Raw genomic sequence first — 22,552 nt, forward strand, 5'->3', positions numbered from 1 at the left:
AGCCGTGACCGATCCCCAGCTCAACCGCCCGAGCAGCGCGTACGTCGGCGACACCACGCAGCCCGCGGGCAGCACCTACGGCGCGTCGGAGCCGAAGACGCTCAGCGTCGTCGCGCTCGTGCTCGGGCTCGCCTCGATCTTCATCGGCGGCTCGATCCTCGTGCCGATCGCGGGCATCATCGTCGGCGTCATGGCCCGCAAGCGCGAGCCCGCGGGCCGCACGATGGCGCTGTGGGGCATCTGGCTGAGCGTCGCGATGCTCGTGCTGTGGGCGCTGCTGTGGATCGTCGCGGGCGGGCTCATCCTCGCGGCGATCGGGCTCGCCGCGTCGGGCGCCTGACGCTGCTGCGAGCGCCGATCGCGGCGGCATGCCGCGGCGCGGTCCCGGCCGATACGATCGAGGCTCAATGCACCCCGATGACGGAGGCGGAATGAGCCGGTACGAGGTCGACGGCGTCGACATCCAGACGCTGCCCAAGGTCAGCCTGCACGACCACCTCGACGGAGGGCTCCGGCCGCAGACGGTGCTCGAGCTCGCCGACGAGATCGGGCTCGAGCTGCCGGCGTCCGACGCGGACGCGCTCGGCGCGTGGTTCGCCGCGCAGTCGAACTCCGGCTCGCTGCCGGAGTACCTGAAGACCTTCGACATCACGACCGCGGTCATGCAGACCGAGCACGGGCTGCACCGGGTCGCGAAGGAGTTCGTGCTCGACCTCGCCGAGGACGGCGTCGTCTACGGCGAGATCCGCTGGGCACCCGAGCAGCACCTGCAGCGCGGACTCTCGCTCGACCAGGCGGTCGAGGCGGTGCAGGCCGGCATCGAGGAGGCGATCGACCTCGTCGAGTCGCACGGCCGCGGCATCCGCGTCGGCCAGCTCATCAGCGCGATGCGGCACCTCGACCGCGCCGACGAGATCGCCGAGCTCGCGCTGCGGCACCGCGACAAGGGCGCGGTCGGCTTCGACATCGCCGGTCCCGAGGCGGGCTTCCCGCCGTCGCGGCTCGCCTCGGCGTTCGACCGGCTCGCGAGGGCGCACTTCCCGGCGACCGTGCACGCGGGCGAGGGCGACGGCCTCGCGAGCATCGAGGATGCGCTCTTCGCCGGTCGCGCGCTGCGGCTGGGGCACGGCACGCGCATCGCGGAGGACATCGAGATCGAGCAGGAGCGTGACGACGCGATCGTCGTGCGCCTCGGCGAGCTCGCCGAGTGGGTGAAGGACCGGCAGATCCCCCTCGAGCTGAGCCCGAGCTCCAACCTGCAGACCGGCACGATCGCGCAGTGGGGCGACTCGCTCGAGGACCACCCGATCGACCTGCTGCTGCAGCTCGGCTTCGCGGTCACCGTCAACCCCGACAACCGCCTGCAGTCCGGCACGACGCTCACGCGCGAGCTGGGGCTCCTGGTCGAGGCGTTCGAGTGGGACCTCGACGACCTCGAGGAGGTCACGCAGAACGCGGTCGCCGGCGCCTTCTGCTCGCTCGAGGAGCGGGAGGAGCTCGCGGACGAGATCGCCGACGGCTTCGACGACCTCCGATGACGCTGCCGCTCGACGAGGCGACGTTCGCGCCCGGGGTGCACGCCGCCGACTGGCGCGCCGCCGTGCGCGCCGCAGGGGTCGACCTCGTGACCGCGCGCGCGGTCGGCCGCGCGTACGTCGAGGAGCTCGTGCAGCAGATCGAGCAGGCCGGGCCCTACTGCGTCGTCGCACCCGGCGTCGCCGTGCCGCACGCGCGGCCGAGCGCGGTCGTGCGCCGTGACGCGCTCGCGATCGTCGTGCTCGACGAGCCCGTCGCCTTCGGCCACCCGCACCACGACCCCGTGCGGGTCGTCATCGGGATGGCCGCGACGAGCCCGAAGGGCCACTTGCGGATGCTCGCGGAGCTCGCGAACGCGCTCGACGGCGAGGGTGTCGCCGATGCCATCGCGGCCGCCTCGACGCGCGACGACGCGATCGCGGCGCTGCGCCGGTAGGGAACCCCGGCCCGGGACGGGCCGGGGCGCTGGCGTCGCGCCGAAGACCCGAAGGGGTCTCCGGCTTCAGCTCTCGTGCGCCAGCAGCGGCCGCACCGCCTCGGCGATCGCCGCGACGCGCTCGCGCGCCGCGCGCACGCGAGCGGCCGGCGGCCCGTCGGTCGACGTCGCGTCGATGTAGACCTTGAGCTTCGGCTCGGTGCCGCTCGGCCGCACCATGACGCGCGAGCCGTCGTCGAGCGTGAAGCGCAGGATGTCGCCGATCTCGCCGTGCTCGGGCAGCGCGAGGTCGTCGGCGGCGACGACCGCCGCGCCCGCGAGCTCGGTCGGCGGCGCCTGCCGCAGCGCCCCCATGAGGGCGGGGATGCGCGCGAGGTCGGTGACGCGCACGCTCACCTGGCCCGACTCGAACGCGCCGAACTCGGCGGCGAGCGCGAGCAGCTCCTCGGCGAGCGACGAGCCGCGCTCGTGCAGCTCGCTCGCGAGCGTGAGGATGCGCACGAGCGCCGAGATGCCGTCCTTGTCGCGCACGGTGCCCGGGTTCACGAGGTAGCCGAGCGCCTCCTCGTAGCCGTAGACGAGGCCAGGCACGCGCGAGACCCACTTGAAGCCCGTGAGCGTCTGCACGAACTCGAGCCCGTGCGCCTCGGCGATGACGCCGAGGCCGGGGGAGGAGACGATCGAGGCGGCGAGCACGCCGTGCCCGCGCGCCGCGCGCGCGGCGTCCCAGCCGAGCAGCAGGCCGACCTCGTTGCCCGTGAGCATCCGCCAGCCGGCCGGCGCCGACGCATCCGGCACCGCGACCGCGAGCCGGTCGGCGTCGGGGTCGTTCGCGAGGATGAGCTCGGCGCCCTCCGCCGTGGCGAGCGCCATCGCGAGGTCGAGCGCGCCCGGCTCCTCCGGGTTCGGGAAGTCGACGGTCGGGAACGCGCCGTCGGGCTCGGCCTGCTCGGGCACGACCGTCACCGGCGGGAAGCCCGCGGCGTCGAGCACGGCGCGCACCGTCTCGAGGCCGACGCCGTGCAGCGGCGTGTACACGACGCGCGGGCCGCCGGCGCCCGGCATGCCCTGGTCGGGCTGGCCGATCGCAGCGGTCGCCGCGACGTACGACTCCCAGACGCCCTCGCCCGCGACCTCCGGCTCGCCGCGCGGGTACTCGGTCACGGGCACGGCGGCCGCCTCGACGATGCGGGCGGCGATCTCGGCGTCGGCGGGCGGCACGATCTGGCTGCCCTCGTCGGCGCCGCCGAGGTACACCTTGTAGCCGTTGTCGGCGGGCGGGTTGTGGCTCGCGGTCACCATGACGCCCGCGCTCGCGCCGAGGTGGCGCACGGCGAAGGCGGTGACGGGGGTCGGCAGCAGCCGCGGCAGCAGGATCGCCCGCACGCCAGCGCCAGCGAAGACCTCGGCGGCGTCCCGCGCGAAGCGCTCCGAGCCGCGCCGCCCGTCCCAGCCGATCACGACCGAGGGGTAGGGCTCCCGGTCGACGAGGTAGCGCGCGAGCCCCGCGGAGGCCTGCTGCACGACGACGGTGTTCATGCGGTTCGGCCCCGGGGCGATGCGGCCCCGCAGCCCCGCCGTGCCGAACTGCAGGCGGCCGCGGAACGCATCCGTCACCTCGGCCATCGCGGCCTCGTCGCCCGCCTCGGCGGCCGCGATCGTCGCCTCGAGCTCCGCGCGGGTCTCGGGGTCGGGGTCGGCCGCGGCCCAGGCGCGGGCGGCGTCGAGGCTCATGCTCGGGCGCCGATCGCGGCGACGACGTCGGCGAGCAGGCGCGAGATGCGGCCCTCGGCCTCGCGGCCGGCCTCGATGACCTCCTCGTGCGAGAGGGGCGTGGTCTGGATGCCCGCGGCGAGGTTCGTGATGAGGCTCAGGCCGAGCACCTCCATGCCCGCCTCGCGCGCGGCGATCGCCTCGAGCGCCGTCGACATGCCGCAGATGTGGCCGCCGATCGCCTTCGCCATCTGCACCTCGGCGGGCGTCTCGTAGTGAGGCCCGCGGAACTGCACGTAGACGCCCTCGTCGAGGCTGCCGTCGACCTCGCGCGCGATGTCGCGCAGCCGCGGCGAGTAGAGGTCGGTGAGGTCGACGAACGTCGCGCCCTCGAGCGGCGAGTCGGCGGTGAGGTTGATGTGGTCGCTGATGAGCACGGGCTGGCCGGGCGTCCAGTGCGGCTTGATGCCGCCCGCGCCGTTCGTGAGCACCATGACGGATGCGCCTGCCGCGGCCGCGGTGCGGACGGAGTGGACGACGCGGCGCACCCCGTGGCCCTCGTAGTAGTGGGTGCGGGCGCCGATGACGAGCGCGCGGCGACCGTCGTCGGTCAGCACCGAGCGGATGGTGCCGACGTGGCCCTCGAGCGCGGGCTTCGAGAAGCCCGTCACCTCGGTCGCGGCGATCTCGTGGGTCGTCTCGCCGATGAGGTCGGCGGCGCGCGCCCAGCCGGAGCCGAGCGTGAGGGCGATGTCGTGCGACTCGACGCCGGTGATGCGGCGGATGTCGTCGGCGGCCTGGCGCGCGACCTCGCGCGGGTCTGCGGGGGCATCGAGGGGGTGCGTCATGGCGCCCACTCTAAGGGCGCTGCGCCCGTAGGCTGGGTCACCATGGCCATCGGCGCGACCGTCCACACCTTCGAGGTGCAGCTCTCCGACGTCGACCGCGGCGTCTACGAGGAGCTCTCGCTCAAGGTCGCGCAGCACCCCTCCGAGACCGCGGCGTTCATGGTGACGCGCGTGCTCGCGCTGTGCCTCGAGCACGAGGAGGGCATCGCCTTCGGCGACGGGCTCTCGGGCGGCGACGAGCCCGCGGTGCTCGTGCGCGACCGCACGGGCGCGCTCGTCGCGTGGATCGAGATCGGCGCGCCCGAGGCCGAGCGCGTGCACCGCGGCAGCATGGCGGCGGATCGCTGCGCCGTCTACACGCACCGCGAGCCCGAGAGGGTCGCCGCGCGCTGGGCAGGGAAGCGCATCCACCGAGCCGAGGACGTGCGGCTCGTCTCGTTCGACCCCGGATTCGTCGACGCGGTCGCCGACGCCGTCGCGCGCCGCACGTCGATGACCGTCTCGGTGACCGAGGGTGTGCTGTACGCCGAGGTCAACGGCCGCGCGCTGTCGACGGCGATCCACGAGCGCCCGGCGGGCTGACGCGCGCTCAGCTCCATCGCGCGGATGCGGGATGATGGAGCACGTGAGTGCATTCGAGCGCAAGCAGCGCGTGGTGATCATCGGCGGCGGACCGGGCGGCTACGAGGCGGCGCTCGCGGGAGCCCAGCTCGGCGCGGAGGTGACGCTCATCGAGCGCGCCGGCGTGGGCGGCAGCGCCGTGCTCACCGACGTCGTGCCCTCCAAGACCCTCATCGCCTCCGCCGAGTCGGCCGCCGCGATCGAGCAGGCCGACGAGCTCGGCGTGCAGCTCTTCGCGCGCGGCGACCGCGACCGGCCGCTGCGCCCCGAGGTCGCGGTCAACTTCACGAAGCTCAACAAGCGCATCCGCCGGCTCGCGAACCGGCAGTCCGACGACATGCGGCAGACGCTCGAGAGCCTGGGCGTGCAGGTCGTCGAGGGCTACGGCCGCTTCACGAGCCCGACGACGGTGGCCGTCTCGACCGGCGGCGCGAACGCGAAGGACTTCGACTCGTTCGAGCTCGACACCGCGGTCGTCTCGGTCGGCGCGCGCCCGCGCGTGCTGCCGAGCGCGCAGCCCGACGGCGAGCGCATCCTCACCTGGACGCAGCTCTACGACCTCGAGGAGATGCCCTCGCACCTGATCGTGGTCGGCTCGGGCGTCACGGGCGCCGAGTTCGCCTCCGCCTACCGGCTGCTCGGCTCGGAGGTCACGCTCGTCTCGAGCCGCGAGCGCGTGCTGCCGGGCGAGGACACCGACGCGGCCGACGTGATCGAGGAGGTGTTCCGCCGCGGCGGGATGCACGTGCTCAACAAGCAGCGCGCGACGAGCGTCGTGCGCGACGGCGACGAGGTCGTCGTGACGCTCTCCGACGGCCGCGAGATCCGCGGGAGCCACTGCCTCATGGCGGTCGGCGCGGTGCCGAACACCGAGGGGATCGGCCTCGACGCCGCTGGCGTGCAGACCACCGACTCGGGCCACATCCGCGTCAACCGCGTCGCGCGCACCTCGGTGCCGCACATCTACGCCGCCGGCGACTGCACCGCGTTCTTCCCGCTCGCATCCGTCGCCTCGGTGCAGGGGCGCACGGCGATCTTCCACGCGCTCGGCGACGAGGTGCGCCCGATCACGCTCCGCAACGTCGCCTCCAACATCTTCACCTACCCCGAGATCGCGACGGTCGGCTGGCAGCAGGCGTCGATCGACGCCGGCGAGCGCGAGGCGCGCATCGTGAAGCTGCCGCTGCGGCACAACCCGCGCGCGAAGATGCAGGGAGTGCAGGACGGCTTCGTCAAGCTCATCGCGGGCACCGACCTCGGCACGATCGTGGGCGGCGTGGTCGTCGCACCACGCGCATCCGAGCTCATCCTGCCGCTCTCGCTCGCGATCGAGCAGCGCCTGACGGTCGACCAGTTCGCGCGCGCGTGGGCCGTCTACCCGTCGCTCTCGGGCTCGATCACCGACGTGGCCCGCTCGATGCACGTCGCGCAGGAGCAGCTCGAGCCCTGAGCCGAGCGCGCCGCCGGTCGCGGCGGGCGGCTCAGGCCTCGTCGGGCGTGATCGAGACGAGGCGGTGGCCCGACGGCACCGTCGCGCCCACCGGTGCGTCGACCGCCGTGACGACCCCGTCGACGGGGGAGGAGAGCGGCTGCTCCATCTTCATCGCCTCGAGCACGACGAGCAGGTCGCCCGCGACGACGCGGTCGCCCTCGGCGACGGCCGCCTTCACGACCGTCGCCTGCATGGGCGAGACGATCGTGCCGGAGCCCACGCCGCCCGCGAGCGCCGTGCGCATCCGCCGCGGAGCGGGCCCCTTGGCGTCCTTCGTGTCGGAGAACAGGCGCTTCGGCATCGACACCGCGATGCGCTTGCCGTCGGCCTCGACCACGACCGTGCGCCGCGGCTCGGGGCCCCCGAGCTCGGAGGGCTCGCCGCCCCACGCGGGGATGTCGTTCTCGAACTCCGACTCGATCCACGACGTGTAGATCGAGAAGGGCGCGTCGCCCTCGGGCGCGAACGCCGGGTGGTCGACGATGCGGCGGTGGAAGGGCAGCACGGTCGGGAGCCCCTCGACCTCGAACTCGGCGAGGGCGCGGCGCGCGCGGGCGAGGGCCTCGGCGCGGTCGCGGCCGGTGACGATGAGCTTCGCGAGCATCGAGTCGAAGTTGCCGCCGATGACGTCGCCGGCGACGACGCCGGAGTCGACGCGGATGCCGGGGCCGCTCGGGGCGCGGAACACGCGCACCGGGCCGGGCTGGGGGATGAAGCCGCTGCCCGCGTCCTCGCCGTTGATGCGGAACTCGATCGAGTGGCCGCGCACCTCGGGGTCGTCGTAGCCGAGCGCCTCGCCCTCGGCGATGCGGAACTGCTCGCGCACGAGGTCGATGCCGGTGACCTCCTCCGAGACCGGGTGCTCGACTTGCAGGCGCGTGTTGACCTCGAGGAACGAGATCGTGCCGTCGGCGCCGATGAGGAACTCGCACGTGCCCGCTCCGACGTAGCCGGCGGCGCGCAGGATCGCCTTCGACGCGCGGCGCAGCTCGGCGTCCTGCTCGGCGGTGATGAAGGGTGCGGGCGCCTCCTCGACGAGCTTCTGGTGGCGGCGCTGCAGCGAGCAGTCGCGCGTCGAGACGACGACGACGTCGCCGTGCGCGTCGGCGAGGCACTGCGTCTCGACGTGGCGCGGCTTGTCGAGGTACTTCTCGACGAAGCACTCGCCGCGGCCGAACGCCGCGACCGCCTCGCGGGTCGCGGAGTCGAACTGCTCCTCGACCTCCTCGCGCGTGCGGGCGACCTTGAGGCCGCGGCCGCCGCCGCCGAAGGCGGCCTTGATCGCGACCGGCAGCCCGTGCTCGTGGACGAACTCGAGCACCTCGGCCGCGCCCGCGACGGGGTTGATCGTGCCAGGCGCGAGCGGCGCGCCGACCGACTCGGCGATGTGCCGGGCCGAGACCTTGTCGCCGAGCTGCTCGATCGCGTCGGGGCTCGGGCCGATCCAGATGAGGCCCGCGTCGATGACGGCGCGCGCGAAGTCGGCGTTCTCGGCCAGGAAGCCGTAGCCCGGGTGCACGGCGTCGGCGCCCGAGCGGCGCGCGACCGAGAGCAGCTTGTCGATCACGAGGTAGCTCTCGGCGCTCGTCGAGCCGTGCAACGCGAAGGCCTCGTCGGCGAGCTGCGCGTGCTGCGCGTCGCGGTCGGGCTCGGCGTAGACGGCGACCGAGCCGATGCCGGCGTCGCGCGCCGCCCGGATGATGCGGACGGCGATCTCGCCGCGATTGGCGATGAGGACCTTGGTGATGCGGCGCATGGTTCTAGAGCCTAGGCGGCAGGACATGGCGGATGCGTGCGCACGCCACACAGGAATGCCCGGTTCGGTTGCGGATTCCCACAGTCGAGGCCGCGCAGCGCCCTGTGCGGGGCGGCCCGGCGCGCCTAGCATGGACGCGTGGACCCCGTCGTGCTGGCGCTCGTGGCCGAGTGGTGGTGGATCGCCCCCGCCGGCGCGGGAGCGGGCGCCCTCGGCGTCATCGGCGCGCGACGCGGCCGCCCGGCCGGGCGGCGGCTCGAGCTCGACGCCGCGATGCACGACGTGCGGCAGGCGACGGATGCCGTGACGCGATCGCGCGCGGACCTCAAGGTCGCGCGCGCCGAGCTGCTGCGGACGCAGGCCGAGCAGTCCGCCGGCCGCGTGGGCCTCGGCGCGGTGCTCGAGTCGAAGCGCCGCGTGCAGGCGGCGGAGCGCGCGGTCAAGGTCGCGGCCGCCGACCTCAAGGCCCGGCGCGCGTCGGTGCAGGCGGCGCGCGCGACCCTGCCCGCGAGCCGCGCCCCGCTCGAGGCGATGCCGCTCGCGCGGCTGCGCGACGAGCACGACCGCCTCACAGCGCGTTGGATCGCCTACGAGACCGACGCGGCGAAGGCCATCGACTACCCGGCGATGAGCGACGCGTCGAGCCCCGCGCTGCAGGAGTTCCTGCGCGAGCAGCGGCTCGCGCTCGAGCTGCGCCCCGCGAGCCTCGACACCCGCATGGCGCCCGCCGACTTCGCCGCCTACCGCGACGCCGTGCGGCGCGCGACCCACGCGTTCGACGCCGCCGAGCACGACGCGCGCCGCGGCGCGGGGGAGCGGGCGCCGAGTGCGTCGACGACCACCGACTGGAGCGCGCTCGCCCAGGAGCTGCTCGAGACCGCGCAAGGCGCGATCGCCCGCTCCGCCGAGGCGTGGCAGCGCGACCGGAGGCGCCGCCCCGGCATCTGAGGACCGCGCTTGTGAGTGAGTGCTCACTCATCTACGCTGGGCGCCGTGCCCCCGCCCCGCTTGAGCGCCGACGACCGGCGCGCGCAGATCCTCGACGCCGTGACGCCGGCCGTGCTCGAGCACGGCGCCGCGGTCACCTCGCGCCAGCTCGCCGACGCGGCGGGCGTCGCGGAGGGCACGCTCTTCAAGGCGTTCGGCGACAAGGAGTCGCTGCTCGCCGCGCTCGTCGAGCGCCACATGACCGACGCCGAGCCCGATCTCGAGCTGCGCGCCGAGTCGGTCGCCGAGCTCGTCGCGGCGCTCGTGCCGGTGCTCGTCGAGCGGATGCGGTTCATGTACGGGCTCGTGCTGGCGCTCGGTCCCATCGCCCAGCGCGTCGTCGCCGAGCGGCGTGACGACTTCGAGCGCTCGAAGCGCTGCATCGCCGCGCGCTTCGAGCCCTTCGAGCGGGAGCTGCGCGTCTCGCCGATCGTCGCGGCCGACGTCCTGCGCACGCTCGCGTGGGCCGCCGCCGCGAGCTGGGGCGACGACGAGCCCGTGTCATCGGTCGACGACATCATGCAGGTGCTCCTGCACGGCATCGTCGCCGCCCCCGGTGACGAGCCCCGTGCCGGTGCCGACCCCGAGCGCCGACCCGACGCATCCGCCCTCGAGCCCGTGGAGGCCTGACCCATGCTGTGGAAGCTCATCGTCCGCTACGTGCGGCCGTCGATGCTGTCGCTCCTGCTCGTCGTGCTGTTCCAGTTCGCGCAGTCGGTGCTCACGCTCATGCTGCCGACGATCAACGCCGACATCATCGACGAGGGCGTGCTGCGCGGTGACACCGGCACCGTCTGGCGGCTCGGCGTGCTCATGCTCGCGCTGAGCCTCGGGCAGGTGGCCGCGAACGTGCTCGCCATCCTCTTCGGCGCGCGCCTCGCGATGCGCGCCGGCCGCGACCTGCGCGCCGACCTCTTCGGCAAGGTCGGCGACTTCAGCGAGCAGGACGTGCAGCGCTTCGGCGCCGCGAGCCTCATCACCCGCAACACGAACGACGTGCAGCAGGTGCAGATGCTCATCCTCATGTCGTGCACGATGCTGCTCTCGGCGCCGATGATGGCGATCGGCGGCGTCATCATGGCGATCCGCGCGGATGCGACCCTCTCGTGGCTCATCGCGGTCTCGGTGCCGCTCATGCTCGTCGTGCTCGGCTTCCTCGTCTCTCGCCTCGTGCCGATCTTCCGGCAGCTGCAGGAGCGCATCGACCGCATCAACAAGGTGCTGCGCGAGCAGCTCACGGGCATCCGCGTCATCCGCGCCTTCGTGCAGGAGCGGCGCGAGAAGGCGCGCTTCGCCGTCGCGAACGACGACGTCACCGACGCGATGATCCGCACGGGCAACCTCTTCGTGCTGATGTTCCCGGTCATCATGCTCATCGTCGAGGTCTCGAGCGTCGCGGTCATCTGGTTCGGCGCCGGACTCGTCGATCAGGGCGAGCTCGAGATCGGCACGATGATGGCCTTCCTGCAGTACCTCATGCAGATCCTCATGGGCGTGCTCATGGCCACCTTCATGACGATCATGATCCCGAGAGCGGCGGTCTCCGCCCGCCGCATCGGCGAGGTGCTCGAGACCGAGCCGACGATCGCGCGCGTCGTCGACGGCCGCGAGCAGGCCTCGCCCGGCACGGTCGAGCTGCGCGACGTCGTCTTCCGCTACCCGGGCGCCGAGCACCCCGTCATCGACGGCGTGAGCCTGCGCGCCGAGCCCGGCGAGACGCTCGCGATCATCGGCGCGACCGGCTCGGGCAAGACGACGCTCGTGAACCTCATCCGGCGGCTCTTCGACGCGACGGCCGGCGCGGTGCTCGTCGGCGGCGTCGACGTGCGCGAGCTCGACGCCGAGGCGCTCTGGCGCGGCATCGCGCTCGTGCCGCAGCGCCCCTACCTCTTCGCCGGCACGGTCGCCTCGAACCTCCGCTACGGCAACGAGGACGCGACCGACGAGCAGCTGTGGCGAGCGCTCGAGATCGCGCAAGCGGCGGGCTTCGTGCAGCAGATGCCCAAGCAGCTCGATTCGCGCATCGCGCAAGGCGGCACCAACGTCTCGGGCGGCCAGCGCCAGCGGCTCTCGATCGCCCGCGCCCTCGTCGCCGAGCCCGCCGTGCTCGTCTTCGACGACTCGTTCTCGGCGCTCGACCTCACGACGGATGCGCGCCTGCGGTCGGCGCTGCGGGACGCGGTGGGCGAGACCACCCAGATCGTCGTCGCCCAGCGGGTCTCGACGATCGTCGACGCCGACCGGATCGTCGTGCTCGAGCGCGGCCGGGTCGTGGGCTCGGGCACGCACGAGGAGCTGCTCGCGGGCAACGACACGTACCGCGAGATCGTCGAGTCGCAGATGGCAGTGGAGGCCTGAGATGGCACGCGTGAAGAAGGAGCGACCGGCGAAGCCGGAGCCCGAGCTCACCGAGGAGGAGCGGCTCGAGGCCGAGCAGGCTGAGGCCGCGCGCATCGGCGCGGGTGACTGGGAGCCGCCGCCCGGCAAGGCGAAGTCGTTCGGCGCCTCGGCGCTGCGCCTGCTGCGCCTCATGCACCCCTACCGCTGGCTGCTCGCGCTCGTGTTCGCGCTCGGCTCGATCGGCGTCGTGCTCGTGGTGCTCGGCCCGCGCATCCTCGGCGAGGCGACGAACGTCATCGTGCAGGGGCTCGTGCAGCGGCAGATGCCGCCCGGCGCGACGCAGGCGCAGGTCGTCGAGGGGCTCCGCGCCGGCGGCCAGGACGACTTCGCCAACATGATCGAGCGCATGCCCGACCTCGTGCCCGGCGCGGGCATCGACTTCGAGCGGCTCGGCGGCATCCTGCTCGTCGTGCTCGCCGTCTACCTCGCCGGAAGCCTCTTCCAGTGGCTGCAGGGCTTCGTCGTCAACCGGGTCGTGCAGCGCACGGTGCAGGGGCTGCGGCGCGACGTCGAGGAGAAGGTGCACCGTCTCCCGCTCGCGTACTACGACCGCACGCAGCGCGGCGAGCTCCTCTCGCGCGTGACGAACGACCTCGACAACGTCTCGCAGACCGTCTCGCAGACGATGTCGCAGATCGTCACGGGGCTGCTGAGCGTCGTCGGCGTGCTCGTCATGATGCTGACGATCAACGTGTGGCTCGCGCTCATCGCGCTCATCGCGGTGCCGCTCACGGGCATCATCCTCGGCGCCGTGATGGGTCCGGCGCAGGGCCTGTTCAAGGAGCAGTGGCGCCGCACGGGCCGCATGAACGCGATCGTCGAGGAGGCCTTCACCGGCCACGCGCTCGTCAAGGTCTTCGGTCGCGAGCAGGCCGTGCGGGCACGCTTCAAGGAGGAGAACGACGGCGTCTTCGACGCGGCGTTCAAGGCGCAGTTCATCTCCGGGCTCGTCTTCCCGCTCATGACCTTCGTCGGCAACATCGGCTACGTGCTCGTCGCGGTCGCGGGCGGGCTCTTCGTCGCGGCAGGCCAGATCCTCGTCGGCGACGTGCAGGCCTTCATCCAGTACTCGCAGCAGTTCTCGCAGAACCTCGGCCAGATCGGCCAGACCGTCACGATGGTGCAGTCGGGCGTCGCGAGCGCCGAGCGCGTCTTCGAGCTGCTCGACGCCGAGGAGGAGGAGCCCGACGAGGGCGGCGCGACGCCCGCCCCCGGCTCGGGCCGCGTCTCGTTCGAGCGCGTGCGCTTCTCGTACTCGCCCGACAAGCCGCTCATCGACGACCTCTCGCTCGAGGTCGAGCCGGGCCAGACGGTCGCGATCGTCGGCCCGACCGGAGCGGGCAAGACGACCCTCGTCAACTTGCTCATGCGCTTCTACGAGGTCGACGGCGGCCGCATCCTGCTCGACGGCGTCGACACGCGCACGATGACGAGGGATGCGCTCCGCTCGCAGACGGGGATGGTGCTGCAGGACACGTGGCTCTTCGGCGGCACGATCCGCGACAACATCGCCTACGGTCGACCGGACGCGACGGAGGAGCAGATCCTCGCGGCCGCGCGCGCGACGTACGTCGACCGCTTCGTGCACGCGCTGCCCGAGGGCTACGACACCGTCATCGACGAGGACGCGACCAACCTCTCGGCGGGCGAGAAGCAGCTCGTCACGATCGCGCGCGCGTTCCTCGCGCAGCCGAGCGTGCTCATCCTCGACGAGGCCACGTCGTCGGTCGACACGCGCACCGAGCTGCTGCTGCAGCACGCGATGGCGGCGCTCCGCACCGATCGCACGTCGTTCGTCATCGCGCACCGGCTCTCGACCATCCGCGACGCCGACCTCATCCTCGTGATGGAGCAGGGCTCGATCGTCGAGCAGGGCACGCACGACGAGCTCGTCGCGGCGCGCGGCGCGTACTGGCGGCTGCTCAACGCGCAGTTCGAGCAAGCGGCGATCGATCTCGAGGCGGATGCCGGGCTCGCCGAGACGGGCGCGGTGCCGACCCAGCAGTCGACGTAGCCGGTCACGGCTGCAGCGCGCGCCAGGCCTCGAAGTCGTGGATCGCCACGCCCGCGAAGCGAGCATCGCCCGCGAGGCTCCCGGTCACGGCGGCGAGCTCGCGCTCGAGCACGGTGCGGCCGTCGTCGGCGAACGTCTGCCCCGCGCTCGGCTCCGGGTCGCCGACGGGACCCGTCTCGACGCCCACCCGGTAGGGCTTGCGGGCGCCGGCGATCGCACGCCGCGCGGCCGCGCTCGACGCGAGGATGTCGGCCGCGCGGTCGCGGTAGGCCATGAGCGTCACGGCGTCGGCGCGCGCGACGATGTCGCCGAACTGGCGCGGATGCGCTTCGGCGAGCCACGGCGAGAGGTCGACCTCGACCGGCAGGTCGGTGCGCGCCGCGACGTCCCGCACGGTGCGCGCGAGGCCGTCGAGCAGCTCGCGCTCGCGCCCGGCCCAATCGCGGCGGGTCCACGGCTCGACGTCGAGGTGCACGCCCTGGAAGAGGAACGCCGCGGTCGCCCGCTGCATCCACGTCACCGCGTCGGCGCCCGTGGTCCACGAGGGGTCGCCGCCGAGGGCCGAGACGCGCACGCCCGCGCCGCGCAGCGCCGCGACCTGGTCGTGCGTCGCGGGCGTCGGCCCGCCCCACGGCACGCTCACGAACGCCTCGGTCACGCGCTGCTGCACCGCGAGCGCCGCGACCGCGGCCGGGTCCGGCGGCGCGGCCTCGTGCATCCACACCCACATCGCTCGATCCACCACGCTCGTCCCTCCTCGATGCCGGATCCGCGACGCTAGGCGCTCAGCCTGCGAGATCGCAGAGTGCGGTCCGCGGATGCTCGCCGGCTCAGGCGGTGAGCGTCGGCCACGCGACGCCGAGCTCGCGCGCGAGGCGCCGGAGCGCCGGGATGCTCATGCCCACGACCGTCGACGGGTCGCCGTCGATGCGGTCGATGAACGCGGCCCCGCGGCCGTCGATCGTGAACGCGCCCGCGACCTCGAGCGGCTCGCCGGTCGCGACGTAGGCGTCGATCTCCGCCTCGTCGATGTCGCTGGCGAAGTCGATGCGCGTCGCCGTCGCCGTGCCCGTCGATCCGATCACCTCGCCGAAGCGCACGCGCAGCAGCCAGTGCCCCGAGTGCAGGGTCGCCGAGCGGCCGCGCTGCGCGAGCCAGCGCTCGCGCGCGCGCTCGGGGGTGTGCGGCTTGCCGAGCATCGCGCCGTCGAGCTTGAGCGAGGAGTCGCCGCCCAGCACGAGCCCGTCGAAGTCGTCGAGCGGATCCTCGTCGAGCAGCGCCTCGGCCTTCGCGCGGGCGAGCACGAGCACGTAGCGCTCGGGCGCGAGCGGCCCGTGATCGGCCTCGTGCGCCGCGATGAGCAGCTCCTCGTCGAGGTCGGTCGGGCGCACGATCGGCTCGATGCCCGCTTGGCGCAGGAGGGCGAGCCGGGCGGGGGAGGCGGAGGCGAGGATGAGCTGCACGGCTCGATCCTCGCATCGGCGGCTCGGCGGCCGCTGACGCCGCGGTGGCGGCTGCGCGCCGGCTCGCATAGCGTCGAGCCATGGAGCAGAGCCGACCCACGAAGCTGTCCATCATCGGCGCGGGCGGCGTGGGCGTCGCGATCGCCTACGCGGCGCTCATCCGCGGCTCGGCCGACGTCGTCGCGCTCCACGACGTCGCGTCGGCGAAGGTCGAGGCGGAGGTGCTCGACCTCGCCCACGCCATGCCGTTCCTCGCCGCGAAGCGCATCGAGGGCGGCACCGACCTCGGCGTCATCGCGGCCAGCGACGTGGTCGTCATCACCGCGGGTGCCAAGCAGCGCGCCGGCGAGCCGCGGCTCGCGCTCGCCGCCCGCAACGCCGACATCGTGCGCGCGCTCGTGCCGGGCATCCGCGAGCACGCGCCCGACGCCATCCTGCTCATCGTGACGAACCCGTGCGACGTGCTCACCGTCGTCGCCCAGCGCGAGAGCGGCCTCGACAGCGCGCGGGTGCTCTCGTCGGGGACGGTCCTCGACACGTCGCGGCTGCGCTGGCGCCTGTCGGAGCTCGTCGGGGTGCACCCGCGCAGCGTGCACGCGCTCATCGTCGGCGAGCACGGCGACAGCGAGTTCCCGCTCTGGTCGCGCGCGAAGATCGGCCCGGTGCTCGTGCGCGAGTGGCGCGAGGACGGCGAGCTGCGCTTCCCGCGAGCGGAGCTCGACCGCATCGCCGACGAGGTCATGCACGCCGCCTACCGCATCATCGAGGGCAAGGGCGCGACCTCGAGCGCGATCGGCGTCTCGACCGCCCGCATCGTCGAGGCCATCCTGCGCGACGAGCGGGCGGTGCTGCCCGTCTCGAGCGTGCTGCGGGGGGAGCTCGGGCTTCGCGATGTCGCGCTCTCGCTGCCGTCGGTGCTCGGCCGCGGCGGGGTCGAGCGCGTGCTCGAGGTGCCGATGGAGGATGCGGAGCGCGCGGCGCTCGAGCGCAGCGCCGAGGCGATCGCGAGCACGCTGCGCTCGCTCGACTGAGCCGTCCTGCCGCGAGGATGCGGGAGGATGGAGCCATGCCGCAGGACATCGCAGAGGGCCGGATCGTCGAGCTGACGATCGACAACGTCGCGCACGGAGGCCGATTCGTCGGCCGCCACCGCATCGACTCCGATGAGCGCGGGCGGGTCGTGTTCGTGCCCGACACGATGCCCGGTGAGACGGTGCGCGCGCAGGTCGTCGAGGTGAAGAAGTCGTTCGCGACCGCGGTGGCGCTCGAGGTCGTGTCGGCGTCGCCCGACCGCGTCCCGCACGTGTGGGACGAGGCATCCATCGACCGCGCTCCGCTCGAGCGGGCCGGCGGCGCCGAGTTCGGCCACATCGCGCTCCCGCGGCAGCGCGAGCTCAAGCAGCGCGTCATCGAGGACGCGCTCGAGCGCACCGGCGGCATGACGCGCGAAGTGCCGGTCGCGGCGGCGCCCGGCGACGACGAGCGCGGCGGCCTCGGCTGGCGCACGCGCGTGCGGCTCCACGTCGACGACCGCGGCCGCCAGGGCCCGTTCGCGCCCCGCAGCCACGAGGTCGTGCCGGTGGCCGACCTGCCGCTCGCGACCGAGGGCATCCGCCTCTCGGCCCAGCTCGACCAGCGACTGCCGGGCGTCACCGCCGTCGACTACGTGCAGCACGGCGACGAGGTCGACGTCATCGCGATGGAGGGCGCGCCCGAGCGAGGCCGCACCGACACGATCGTCGAGACGGTCGGCGGGCGCGAGTTCGAGCTCGACCGCTCGGGCTTCTGGCAGGTGCACCGCGAGGCGCCCGGCGTGCTGACGGATGCGGTGCGTCGCGCGATCGACGCCGACGCGGTCGACGCGGCGGGCTGGTCGCTCGACCTCTACGGCGGCGTCGGGCTGTTCGCGGCGACGATCGCCGAGGTGCTGGGCGAGCGGACGCGCGTCACGAGCGTCGAGGCCGACGAGGTCGCGACCGACCACGCGAGCGAGAACCTCGCGGAGTGGCTCGGCGCGAGTGCCGAGACGGGCCGCGTCGACCGCTGGCTGCGCGAGCTCGCGAAGCGCGCGAGCAAGGCGGAGCGCGAGCGGCTCTCGCGCGGCGTCGTCGTGCTCGACCCGCCGCGCGCGGGCGCGGGCCGCGAGGTCGTCGAGCAGCTCGTCGCGCTCGAGCCGGCGCAGATCGTCTACGTCGCGTGCGACCCGGTCGCGCTCGCGCGCGATGCGAAGCTGCTCGCCGAGCGCGGCTGGAGCCTCGACTCGCTCGAGGCGTTCGACCTGTTCCCGCACACCCACCACGTCGAGGCGGTGGCGTCCTTCCGCCGCTGAGCGATTCCCGACGCCCGGGCGGGCGTCGGCGTCCTTCCGCCGGTAGCCCCATCGCCGAGTGCCGACACTCTGCGATTCGCGGGCCGGGGAACAGCAGAGTGCCGACACTCTGCGCCGCCGGGCGCAGTAGCATCCGGCATGGCCTTCGACGACGTCCTCGCGAGCCGCTTCGAGCGCGCGAACCTGCTCTACCTCGAGCTCCTCGACGGGCTCTCGCCCGAGCAGCTCGGCTCACGCCTCCCGGGGCTCCCGTCGAGCACGATCGCGGGGCAGCTCTGGTGCGTGCTCGGCGCTCGCGAGAGCTACCCGCGCGCCGCCCGAGCCGGCTCGTGGCAGGGCTTCGGCGGCCCGCTCGAGGAGTGGGAGATGACGGATGCGCCGACGGTGCGCGCGGCCTTCGAGCAGACCGCCGCCGACGTCGCGGCCTGGCTCGGCGAGCTGCGCTCCGATGACGACCTGCGCTTCGCGCTCGCGCTGCTCGAGCACGAGACGCAGCACCACGGGCAGCTCATCCGCTACCTCTACGGGCTCGGCATCCCGCGGCCCGAGTCGTGGCAGCGGCAGTACGCGCTCGACCACGACGACGCGTAGTCAGCCGCCCTTCGCGACGCCGCCCGCTGCGCGCGCCACGACGTGCGCGACGCCGGGGATCGCCGTCGCGCGCCACATCGCGCGCTGCGCCTCGAGCTCGATGCGCGAATGCGGGGCGAAGGCGCCGGCCAGCCGCCGGCCGCGCGCCTGCTCGCGCTCGAGGACCGGTCGCCACTCGCGCTCGAAGGCGGCGAGCCCGCGCGAGACGTCCGTGGCGTGCCGCGCGAACGCAAGCTCCTCCGCGAGCCGCTCGGCGCCCGCGATCGCCATCGAGGCGCCCTGGCCGGCGAGCAGCGAGACGGCGCCCGCCGCGTCGCCGAGCAGCACGATGCGGCCCCGCACCCACGGCTCGACGACCGTCTGCGCGACCCGGTCGAGGTAGGGCTCGGTCGCGCTGCGCACGGCGCGCCGGCCGAGCACGCCCATGTCGACGACGGCCGCGCGCGCGTCGCGCTCGGCCACGCCGCGCAGCACCGCGAAGCCGGTCACGCCCGTCGTGCCGAGCGGCGCGACGACGAGCTGCCGGTCGAGCTCGACCTGCATCGCGACGCGGCCGCCGAGGTCGGCCGCGAGCTCGGGGTCGTCGCCCGTCCACGCGGCGGCGATGAGGTCGCCCACCGGCCGCACGAAGCGCTCGTGCGGCCCCCACGCGAGCTGCCGCACGCGCGAGCGGACGCCGTCCGCGCCGACGAGCACGTCGCCCTCGAGCCGCTCGCCACTCGAGAGCAGCGCGCTCACGCGACCGCCCTCGTCGTGCACCGTCTCGATCTGCGCGCCCCAGCGCATCCGCACGCCGTCGGGGAGCGCGGCGAGGAGGGCCTCGATGATCTGCGGCCGCAGGATGGTCAGGTAGCGGCCGCCCGCCGCCTGCTCGACGACGGAGATCGGCAGCCGCGAGCGCACGCGCCCCGTGGCGTCGACCGCGCGCACCTCGGGGTAGGACTCGGCGCGCTCGCGCAGCGCCGGCAGCACGCCGAGGCGATCGGCGGCGTCGAAGCCGAGGCCGAAGAAGTCGATGAGGTAGCCGGCGCGGCGCGGCGCGGGAGCCCGCTCGAGCACGTCGACGCTCCAGCCGTCGAGCGCGAGCCGGCCCGCGAGGGCGAGCCCGGCGACGCCGGCTCCGGAGACGATCGCGTGCATCTGCAGACGGTACCGCCTGGAGCGGTGAGCGGGCTCAGCGCAGCAGGTCGAGCAGCGCCCGCTCGCGCGAGCCCTTCAGCCCCATCGTCGCGCCCTGCTCGAAGCGCGCGAAGACCTCCGGGTCGATGTAGCTCGACTTCGCGACCGAGGGTGTGTTGCCGAGCGCCTCCGAGACGGCCTTGATCGCCTCCCGGATGGCCCGGTCGCGCGCGGTCTTCGTGGCGACGTCGCGCGCCTGCGCGAGCGACTCGGCCGCGACGAGGGTGCCGTGCAGGGTGCGGAAGTCCTTCGCCGTGAACTCCCCGCCGGTCGCCTCCCGCACCGCCGCGTTGAGGTCGGCGTCGCGCAGCGCGTGCGCGCCCTCGTCGTCGCGCCACGCGAGCAGCCGCGAGCGGCCCGAGCGCCGCGTCAGCAGCTCCTCGACGCAGCGCGCGAGCGCCGGGTCCTCGATCGTCACGTCGAAGCGCTGGCCGGACTTCGCGGGGAAGCGCAGCCGCACCGCGTCGCCCGTCACCTTCGCGTGCCGGCACAGCAGGGTCATGAGCCCGCGCGTGCCGCGCTCCTCGGCGTACGCGTCGCCGCCCGCGCGGATCGCGACGGCGTCGAGCATGCGGAGCGCCGCCGCGAGCACGCGCTCGCGCGGCAGGCCCTCGAGCGCAAGGTCGCGCGTGACCCGGCGTCGCATCGCGGGCAGCGACTCGGCGAGGTCGAGCGCCCGCTCGTGCTTGACCCGGTCGCGGCGCTCGCGCCACTCGGGGTGGTAGCGGTACTGCGTGCGGCCCGCGTCGTCGACGCCGATCGCCTGGATGTGCGCGCGGGGGTCGGCGGCGATCCACACGTCGGTCCAGGCCGGCGGCACGGCGAGCGACTCCGCCCGCTCGCGGTCCTCCGCCGAGACCCTCCGGCCGTTGTCGTGCACGTACGCCCAGCCGCGCCCCGATCGACGGCGCCGGATGCCCGCATCCGTGCCGGGCTTCGCCCTGCGCAGCCTCGCCATAGCGGGATGCTAGCGACGCGCAACCTGGGAATCCGCCCGCTGCCCGGGACGCACGCGGGGCGCGACGCTACGATGGCCGGTCGGATGCCGGGCGAGTGCCGCGGCGGATCGGCCCACGATGACAGCACCCACGACGCCCCGGCGCCACGACCTGCAGGGTCTGCGCGCGCTCGCGTCGCTGCTCGTGGCGACCTCGCACATCTGGTTCGGCAACGTCTCGGGCGGCGTCGACGTCTTCTTCGCGATCGGCGGCTTCCTGCTCGCGTCGAGCCTCATCGGCGAGATCGAGCGCAGCGGCCGGGTCGGCATCATCGCGGCGCTCTGGCGGCAGGCGAAGCGGCTCTTCCCGATGGCGGGCATCGTGCTCGTCGTGGCGGGCTCGATCGCGCTCGTCGCCTCGGGGCCGCTGCTGCTCAACCGCGTCGCGCACGACATCTCGGCGGCGGCGACGTACCGCATGAACGAGCGGCTCGCGTCGACGGCGACCGACTACCTCGGCGCGGGCCTCGCGAAGTCCGAGCTCCAGCACTTCTGGGCCATGAGCGTGCAGGGGCAGTGGACGGCGCTGTGCATCGTGCTCATCGGGCTCCTCGCCTTCGCGCTCGGCGACGGCGCTGCCCGGCGGGCGCGCTCGATCGCAGGCGCCCTGCTCGGCGTCGCCGCCGTCGCGTCGTTCGCCTACGCCAACCAGCAGATCGCGATCGATCCCGTGCCCGCCTACTACGACACGCTCGCCAGGTCCTGGGAGCTCGCGCTCGGCGGGTTCGCGGCCCTCGTGCTCACGCGCATCCCCCTCGCGCCCCTCGCGCGCGCGATCATGGCCGTCGTCGGCATCGCCCTCGTGCTCACCGCAGGCATGCTGCCGCAGCACTTCGCGCAGCCCGGTGCGGTGACGCTGTGGCCCGTGACCGGCGCGCTGCTCGTGCTGCTCGCCGGACACGGCGCGGACTCGGGGCCCGTGGGCCGCCTGCTCTCCTGGCGGCCGCTCGTATGGCTCGGCGGCATCTCCTACGGGCTCTACCTCTGGCACTGGCCGGTGCTGAAGGGGCTCGTCGCGCTCGACCCGGCGCAGGGCGACGGCGTCGGGCTCCTGCCGGGCGCCCTCGTGCTCGTGCTCTCGATCGCGCTCGCGTGGGGCTCGACGAGGCTCATCGCGCTCGCGAGCCGGCCGCGTCCGCGCGAGTCGCGATCGGTGCCGCGGCTCGTGCCGCTGCTGCCGGCGGTCGCGACCGCGGCGGCCGTGGCGATCGCGATCGCGCCGGGCATCCAGGAGCGGGCGATCGCGGCCCAGGCGGCTGCGGCGCCCCAGCCCGAGTCGCCCGCGCAGCTGCAGGAGTGGGTCGCGCAATCGGTGTCGAAGCCGACGGCACCGATGCGCGGGGCCGTCTCGGGGGAGGCGGGCCAGTCGTCGGAGTGGCTCGTCGACGAGTGCTCGACGGTCGACGAGCTCGAGCTCGACGCGTGCCGGTACCCCGCGCCGCCCGCGACGCACGGCCGGGAGGCGTGGCTCGTCGGCGACTCGCAAGCGGTCGCGCTCGCGCCCGGCGTGCGCGCGGCCCTCGCGGGCCACGCCGACGTGCAGCTGCTCGGCCGCGAGATGTGCCCGTTCTCGAGCGCGCCGGTCGTCGCGCGCGAGCTCGGCGACGAGGCCGCTGCGTGCAAGGCGCACATCGCGCTCGTGCTCGAGCTCGCCGCGGAGCGCAGGCCCGACCTCGTCGTGATCACCTACGGCGCGTGGTGGGTGGGCGACGGCTACCGCCACCTCGGCGTCGACGTCGGGCGGCGGCTCGCCGAGGGAACGCTCGACCTCATGCGGCAGCTCGACGCGCTCGGCGTGCGCTCCGTGTGGCTCGACAGCGCGCCGCCGTTCGCCGAGATGCAGGAGTGCCTCGACGCGGTCGCGACCGACGACGACCTCACGACGTGCATCGCGCCCCTCGGCGACGAGGAGCTGCGGCGCCACGAGCGCATGGTCGAGACGATCGCGGCCGGCGGCGGCGACCTCGTCGACACGCTCGGCTGGTACTGCGACGTCGAGCGCCTCGCGTGCCCGCTCATCGCGGGCGGCGTCTACACGTGGGCCGACCCGCACCACATCAGCGCGCCCGGCGCGGTGCAGCGCGTCGCGCTGCTCGAGGATGCGCTGCTGCCGCGCGTGCGCGCGACGCAGGAGGGAGCGACCGGGCTGCCCGAGTCGACGGTGCCGGGCAGCGCCTCGGGCGGCTGAGC

The 22,552-nt window shown here is 74.1% G+C and carries 20 protein-coding genes; 13 read left to right on the forward strand and 7 right to left on the reverse strand.

From position 1 onward, the window contains the following. Window positions 1-4 precede the first annotated feature (4 nt). The 3 genes from JQT67_RS10770 (at window position 5) to JQT67_RS10780 (ending at window position 1,972) form a co-directional block, all read left to right on the forward strand. Window positions 5-340 (forward strand): DUF4190 domain-containing protein, encoded by a 336-nt coding sequence (locus tag JQT67_RS10770; protein ID WP_208064661.1) that lies wholly within the window; start codon window positions 5-7, stop codon window positions 338-340. 91 nt (window positions 341-431) lie between these two features. Next, window positions 432-1,538: an adenosine deaminase gene (locus tag JQT67_RS10775; protein ID WP_208064662.1), complete on the forward strand. Its 1,107-nt coding sequence runs from the start codon at window positions 432-434 to the stop codon at window positions 1,536-1,538. After that, the gene (locus JQT67_RS10780; protein ID WP_021009907.1) at window positions 1,535-1,972 is read left to right on the forward strand and encodes a PTS sugar transporter subunit IIA; all 438 of its coding nucleotides are present in this window, start codon (window positions 1,535-1,537) and stop codon (window positions 1,970-1,972) included. Before JQT67_RS10775 ends, JQT67_RS10780 begins: the two co-directional genes overlap by 4 nt. A gap of 66 nt (window positions 1,973-2,038) precedes the next feature. Here JQT67_RS10780 and JQT67_RS10785 read toward each other — a convergent pair whose 3' ends face one another. Beyond that, complete coding sequence (locus tag JQT67_RS10785) at window positions 2,039-3,706, reverse strand: phospho-sugar mutase (protein ID WP_208064663.1); 1,668 nt, start codon at window positions 3,704-3,706, stop codon at window positions 2,039-2,041. Then, on the reverse strand, window positions 3,703-4,533 hold the full coding sequence (locus JQT67_RS10790; protein ID WP_021009909.1) for a purine-nucleoside phosphorylase: 831 nt from the start codon (window positions 4,531-4,533) through the stop codon (window positions 3,703-3,705). Before JQT67_RS10790 ends, JQT67_RS10785 begins: the two co-directional genes overlap by 4 nt. 42 nt (window positions 4,534-4,575) lie before the next feature. Here JQT67_RS10790 and JQT67_RS10795 point away from each other — a divergent pair, with 42 nt between their 5' ends. Further along, window positions 4,576-5,115, forward strand: a complete 540-nt coding sequence (locus tag JQT67_RS10795) for a YaeQ family protein (RefSeq protein WP_208064664.1) — start codon at window positions 4,576-4,578, stop codon at window positions 5,113-5,115. A 34-nt stretch (window positions 5,116-5,149) separates the two neighbouring features. Next, window positions 5,150-6,604 (forward strand): NAD(P)H-quinone dehydrogenase, encoded by a 1,455-nt coding sequence (locus JQT67_RS10800; protein ID WP_031223360.1) that lies wholly within the window; start codon window positions 5,150-5,152, stop codon window positions 6,602-6,604. 31 nt (window positions 6,605-6,635) lie between these two features. Here the strand turns inward: JQT67_RS10800 and JQT67_RS10805 are convergent, their stop codons facing one another. Then, complete coding sequence (locus JQT67_RS10805; protein ID WP_208064665.1) at window positions 6,636-8,402, reverse strand: biotin carboxylase N-terminal domain-containing protein; 1,767 nt, start codon at window positions 8,400-8,402, stop codon at window positions 6,636-6,638. Window positions 8,403-8,540: 138 nt separating this feature from the next. On the opposite strand from JQT67_RS10805, the gene JQT67_RS10810 reads away from it, so the two are divergent. From JQT67_RS10810 to JQT67_RS10825, 4 genes are read left to right on the forward strand one after another with little or no spacing between them, the layout of a single operon-like run. After that, window positions 8,541-9,350: a hypothetical protein gene (locus tag JQT67_RS10810; protein WP_208064666.1), complete on the forward strand. Its 810-nt coding sequence runs from the start codon at window positions 8,541-8,543 to the stop codon at window positions 9,348-9,350. A gap of 45 nt (window positions 9,351-9,395) precedes the next feature. Next, on the forward strand, window positions 9,396-10,019 hold the full coding sequence (locus tag JQT67_RS10815) for a TetR/AcrR family transcriptional regulator (RefSeq protein WP_307864308.1): 624 nt from the start codon (window positions 9,396-9,398) through the stop codon (window positions 10,017-10,019). A 3-nt stretch (window positions 10,020-10,022) separates the two neighbouring features. Then, window positions 10,023-11,747 (forward strand): ABC transporter ATP-binding protein, encoded by a 1,725-nt coding sequence (locus tag JQT67_RS10820; protein WP_208064667.1) that lies wholly within the window; start codon window positions 10,023-10,025, stop codon window positions 11,745-11,747. Window position 11,748: 1 nt separating this feature from the next. Further along, window positions 11,749-13,803 (forward strand): ABC transporter ATP-binding protein, encoded by a 2,055-nt coding sequence (locus JQT67_RS10825; RefSeq protein ID WP_208064668.1) that lies wholly within the window; start codon window positions 11,749-11,751, stop codon window positions 13,801-13,803. A gap of 4 nt (window positions 13,804-13,807) precedes the next feature. Here JQT67_RS10825 and JQT67_RS10830 read toward each other — a convergent pair whose 3' ends face one another. Both JQT67_RS10830 and JQT67_RS10835 read right to left on the reverse strand, forming a co-directional pair. Next, a complete protein-coding gene (locus JQT67_RS10830; protein ID WP_144061017.1) occupies window positions 13,808-14,548 on the reverse strand; it encodes a hypothetical protein in 741 nt (246 codons plus the stop codon). Window positions 14,549-14,633: 85 nt separating this feature from the next. Further along, window positions 14,634-15,266: a nucleoside triphosphate pyrophosphatase gene (locus JQT67_RS10835; RefSeq protein ID WP_307864309.1), complete on the reverse strand. Its 633-nt coding sequence runs from the start codon at window positions 15,264-15,266 to the stop codon at window positions 14,634-14,636. A gap of 80 nt (window positions 15,267-15,346) precedes the next feature. Between JQT67_RS10835 and JQT67_RS10840 the strand changes: the two genes are divergently transcribed. From JQT67_RS10840 to JQT67_RS10850, 3 genes are all read left to right on the forward strand, one after another. Next, window positions 15,347-16,297: an L-lactate dehydrogenase gene (locus tag JQT67_RS10840; protein ID WP_208064670.1), complete on the forward strand. Its 951-nt coding sequence runs from the start codon at window positions 15,347-15,349 to the stop codon at window positions 16,295-16,297. 35 nt (window positions 16,298-16,332) lie between these two features. Continuing rightward, complete coding sequence (locus JQT67_RS10845) at window positions 16,333-17,595, forward strand: class I SAM-dependent RNA methyltransferase (RefSeq protein WP_208064671.1); 1,263 nt, start codon at window positions 16,333-16,335, stop codon at window positions 17,593-17,595. Between the two features lie 138 nt (window positions 17,596-17,733). Then, window positions 17,734-18,186 carry a hypothetical protein gene (locus JQT67_RS10850; RefSeq protein WP_208064672.1) on the forward strand — a complete coding sequence of 151 codons (453 nt, stop codon included), beginning with the start codon at window positions 17,734-17,736 and terminating at the stop codon, window positions 18,184-18,186. Here the strand turns inward: JQT67_RS10850 and JQT67_RS10855 are convergent, their stop codons facing one another. Together JQT67_RS10855 and JQT67_RS10860 are read right to left on the reverse strand one after the other, a co-directional pair. After that, on the reverse strand, window positions 18,187-19,326 hold the full coding sequence (locus tag JQT67_RS10855; RefSeq protein ID WP_208064673.1) for an FAD-dependent monooxygenase: 1,140 nt from the start codon (window positions 19,324-19,326) through the stop codon (window positions 18,187-18,189). Window positions 19,327-19,360: 34 nt separating this feature from the next. Next, window positions 19,361-20,323, reverse strand: a complete 963-nt coding sequence (locus JQT67_RS10860; RefSeq protein ID WP_021009923.1) for a DNA topoisomerase IB — start codon at window positions 20,321-20,323, stop codon at window positions 19,361-19,363. 118 nt (window positions 20,324-20,441) lie between these two features. Between JQT67_RS10860 and JQT67_RS10865 the strand changes: the two genes are divergently transcribed. Next, window positions 20,442-22,550: an acyltransferase family protein gene (locus JQT67_RS10865; protein WP_208064674.1), complete on the forward strand. Its 2,109-nt coding sequence runs from the start codon at window positions 20,442-20,444 to the stop codon at window positions 22,548-22,550. Window positions 22,551-22,552 lie beyond the last annotated feature (2 nt).

Origin of the sequence: Agrococcus sp. TF02-05 (genome assembly GCF_017565345.1) — a bacterium.
Lineage (GTDB): Bacteria > Actinomycetota > Actinomycetes > Actinomycetales > Microbacteriaceae > Agrococcus > Agrococcus pavilionensis.

Coding starts and splice junctions, on each gene's coding strand:
- JQT67_RS10775 (WP_208064662.1), top strand. CDS start 432: ATGAGCCGGTACGAGGTCGACGGCGTCGACATCCAGACGCTGCCCAAG.
- JQT67_RS10780 (WP_021009907.1), top strand. CDS start 1,535: ATGACGCTGCCGCTCGACGAGGCGACGTTCGCGCCCGGGGTGCACGCC.
- JQT67_RS10785 (WP_208064663.1), bottom strand. CDS start 3,706: ATGAGCCTCGACGCCGCCCGCGCCTGGGCCGCGGCCGACCCCGACCCC.
- JQT67_RS10790 (WP_021009909.1), bottom strand. CDS start 4,533: ATGACGCACCCCCTCGATGCCCCCGCAGACCCGCGCGAGGTCGCGCGC.
- JQT67_RS10795 (WP_208064664.1), top strand. CDS start 4,576: ATGGCCATCGGCGCGACCGTCCACACCTTCGAGGTGCAGCTCTCCGAC.
- JQT67_RS10800 (WP_031223360.1), top strand. CDS start 5,150: ATGGAGCACGTGAGTGCATTCGAGCGCAAGCAGCGCGTGGTGATCATC.
- JQT67_RS10805 (WP_208064665.1), bottom strand. CDS start 8,402: ATGCGCCGCATCACCAAGGTCCTCATCGCCAATCGCGGCGAGATCGCC.
- JQT67_RS10820 (WP_208064667.1), top strand. CDS start 10,023: ATGCTGTGGAAGCTCATCGTCCGCTACGTGCGGCCGTCGATGCTGTCG.
- JQT67_RS10825 (WP_208064668.1), top strand. CDS start 11,749: ATGGCACGCGTGAAGAAGGAGCGACCGGCGAAGCCGGAGCCCGAGCTC.
- JQT67_RS10840 (WP_208064670.1), top strand. CDS start 15,347: ATGGAGCAGAGCCGACCCACGAAGCTGTCCATCATCGGCGCGGGCGGC.
- JQT67_RS10845 (WP_208064671.1), top strand. CDS start 16,333: ATGCCGCAGGACATCGCAGAGGGCCGGATCGTCGAGCTGACGATCGAC.
- JQT67_RS10850 (WP_208064672.1), top strand. CDS start 17,734: ATGGCCTTCGACGACGTCCTCGCGAGCCGCTTCGAGCGCGCGAACCTG.
- JQT67_RS10855 (WP_208064673.1), bottom strand. CDS start 19,326: ATGCACGCGATCGTCTCCGGAGCCGGCGTCGCCGGGCTCGCCCTCGCG.
- JQT67_RS10860 (WP_021009923.1), bottom strand. CDS start 20,323: ATGGCGAGGCTGCGCAGGGCGAAGCCCGGCACGGATGCGGGCATCCGG.
- JQT67_RS10865 (WP_208064674.1), top strand. CDS start 20,442: ATGACAGCACCCACGACGCCCCGGCGCCACGACCTGCAGGGTCTGCGC.